Origin of the sequence: Endozoicomonas ascidiicola (assembly GCF_001646945.1) — a bacterium.
In the GTDB taxonomy this organism is placed as follows: Bacteria; Pseudomonadota; Gammaproteobacteria; order Pseudomonadales; family Endozoicomonadaceae; genus Endozoicomonas; species Endozoicomonas ascidiicola.
The window spans coordinates 31,683-34,552 of the sequence record NZ_LUTV01000001.1; the positions used below are offsets into that span (position 1 = coordinate 31,683).

A 2,870-nucleotide genomic window follows, 5' to 3' on the forward strand; every position below is an offset into this window, starting at 1 on the left:
CTTTGCCTGACTGGACGCAATATTTGAAGAAAGGAACTCCGCCGCATGCATTGGAGTCAAAGGCTGAATCAATGAGTGATAACGAGGCTGCCCAGCAACTGCAGTCTGCCAGAGAATCACTGTTTCAAGGCATCTTTAAGCGAAAGGCCTGAAATCATGGGTTTATACTCTTTTCAGGCTCATTTTGGGATTGGAAAATACTCCTACTTGAGTCATCGAACCATTCCATGACGCTGGAGATGATTTGGTCTGATGATCATGATGAGATTAAATTGAATTTTTATGACCCGAATGACACAGCAAGGGAACGCCGTATAATCGTATCTTCCCTCGATGCTTTGAAGCATGTAACACTGGACGATTTAATACCTGAAAAGGCAGACCTTGAGGAGTATTTTCCAGAACGCCCGCTTGCGGGTGTTTTTAAAAGCCCAGAGATTGAAAGCAAACCAGGTAGCGCTTTTAGTGTGATTAAATCTAAGCCATCACCTGCGCTGTTGTATTTATTACTTAAAAATGACACTTTTGGATCGGATAGTTCAGCTAAGGATGTTGAAAATTCCATTAATAAGATAATGACTGGCGATCGTTGGACTGATAAGGATAAAAAAGAACTGCTGGCAGCCAAGAGCCAAATTGGCGTTCCCGGCCTTTTCCTTGCACTGCGGCATGGACACACTGAAGCGGTCAAACCATTTTTAGCAGCAATACTTTCCAGCAATCTGAGTCGTGAGGATAAAAAAAAACTGCTGGCAGCTAAACACCAAAACGACGGTCTTCCCGGCCTTCTAATTGCATTGGAGATGGGACACACTAAAGCGGTCATGACCTTTGTAGAAACAATACGTTCCAGCAATCTGGCTCCTGAGGATAAAAAAGAACTACTGGCAGCCAAGACCCAAGACGATACTCCCGGCTTTTTCATTGCACTGCAAAATGGACACACTGAAACGGTCAAAGGCTTTATAAAGGCAATATCATCCAGCAAGCTGAGTCTTATAGAAAAGGATAAAAAAGAATTACTGGCAGCCAAGGACCAAGAAGGTGCTCCCGGCGTTTACATGGCACTGAAGGGCTAAGTTACCGTTAATGGTTGAATCAGCTAAACTCCTATAAAATCAACGTGGTAGGGGAGTGATATGCAATCTGAACTCTTCCAGAATTTTATTGATTCCATTTCATCATTAAACAGTGAGCAGCGAGACATTCTTAACACCTCGCTCATTAGTGCCCAAAATAGAAATTACTGAGGCAGTAGAAACCACTGATTCAGAAACACTTTGCAGTAAATCTTTATCCAACAATAATACAACACCTGACGTAGAAAAAAGCATACTGTCCAAGTTTGCAGAAAACCCCAAATGTCCCAGATGCAAAAGCCATAGCGTTGGTCGCTGGGGTATACGGAATGGCCGACAGCGCTACCACTGCAAGACTTGTGACTCCACATTTAATGCTTTTAGCGGAACACCTTTGGCAAGGCTCAAGCACCCTGAAAAATGGAGCAAGTACCTTACAGGCATGACTTACTCTATGGTCTTGCGACCCGCTGCTGCTGAGAATGGCATTGACTTGAAGACCGCGTTCCGCTGGCGTCATCGCTTTCTTGAGGTGATCAATAATGACCAGGCAGAAGAGCTTTGTGGCATTACGGAGCTCGATGAAACATTCTTCCGTGAATCCTTCAAAGGGCAGAGAGAAGGCCTACCAAGACCAGCTAGAAAGCGTGGTAATGATCCCCACAAAGCCCGAAAAGTACCGGTGATGGTGGCTCGGGACCGCAATCGAAATACCGTCGACGGTGTTCTGGAAAACGAAAGTGCTAATGAATTATGCAGGCATTTAAATGGCCGTATATCGATACAGGCCACGGTTTGTGCGGATGCCCACCTTGCACATGAAAAACTTGCAGACAAGCTTGGATTTGACTTTAAGGAGCTGGTGACATCKGCAGGTCAACATGTTGTTGAAGGTATCTATCACATCCAGACTGTAAACTCTTATCACAGACATCTAAAACGCTGGATTGGCGGCATATTCCAAGGGGTTGCTACTCGTTACCTACCCCATTATCTGGCCTGGAGACGGGAACTTACAGCGGCAAATAAGTTAACTGCTGGCCGATTGGTTAGCAAAATTGCTGAACATTGGTGCTTCCAACCATTAAGGTAACTTAGCCGCACTGAAGAATGGACACCCTGAAACGGTCATAGCCTATGTAGATGGAATAATATCCAGCAAGCTGAGTCTTGAGGATAAAAAAGAACTGCTGGCAGCTAAACACAAAGTCGGTATTCCCGGCCTTTACGTGGCACTGTACCTGAAACACGCTGACACGGCCGTAGCCTATGTCAATAGAATAATATCCAGCGATCTGCTGACTCCTGAGGATAAAAAAGAACTACTGACAACCAGCCTTGAATGGGTAGGGATGCTTCCAGACGGTAAAGAGATCAAAGCGGCGGTTGATGCCGTTAAAAAGGCAATCTCCTCCAGCTCGCTAAGTCATCAAATTAAAGAAGACCTCTTCTTTTTCTTGCAGGGTAATAGAGGATATTCATAAAAATCCCGTTGTAAGAGATAATAGAGGACATCCAGTGCGCCGAGGTAAATCGGCAAGAGATTGAAGGTGAAAGCCCTTCATCCGGTAAGGTTTAGCAAGCCGCCGGAACCCCGAGTCATGGGCGGTTGTCAGTAATGGCAATGGTTAAGCGTTGACAGGGGAAGATGCAGGCTCTGCTTTTAAAGGTAAGAGGGAGCTCCGAAACCATTATTGAGAACGTCGACCTTGTTGGATGAGGGGGAAGACAACACGACACAGGCGCGTTATGCAAGTGCCCGTATCGGTTCTCCGGAGTCATAGACCTGGT

At 45.5% G+C, this 2,870-nt stretch carries 3 protein-coding genes; all 3 read left to right on the forward strand.

The genetic code is table 11. The features are described 5' to 3' along the window. Nucleotides 1-197: 197 nt before the first annotated feature. A complete protein-coding gene (locus AKL11_RS00090) occupies nt 198-1,079 on the forward strand; it encodes a ShET2/EspL2 family type III secretion system effector toxin (protein ID WP_281180400.1) in 882 nt (293 codons plus the stop codon). Between the two features lie 148 nt (nt 1,080-1,227). Next, nucleotides 1,228-2,172, forward strand: a complete 945-nt coding sequence (locus AKL11_RS24900) for an IS1595 family transposase (protein ID WP_436404681.1) — start codon at nt 1,228-1,230, stop codon at nt 2,170-2,172. A 136-nt stretch (nt 2,173-2,308) separates the two neighbouring features. Further along, nucleotides 2,309-2,563 (forward strand): hypothetical protein, encoded by a 255-nt coding sequence (locus AKL11_RS00100; RefSeq protein ID WP_067514374.1) that lies wholly within the window; start codon nt 2,309-2,311, stop codon nt 2,561-2,563. Nucleotides 2,564-2,870: the final 307 nt, after the last annotated feature.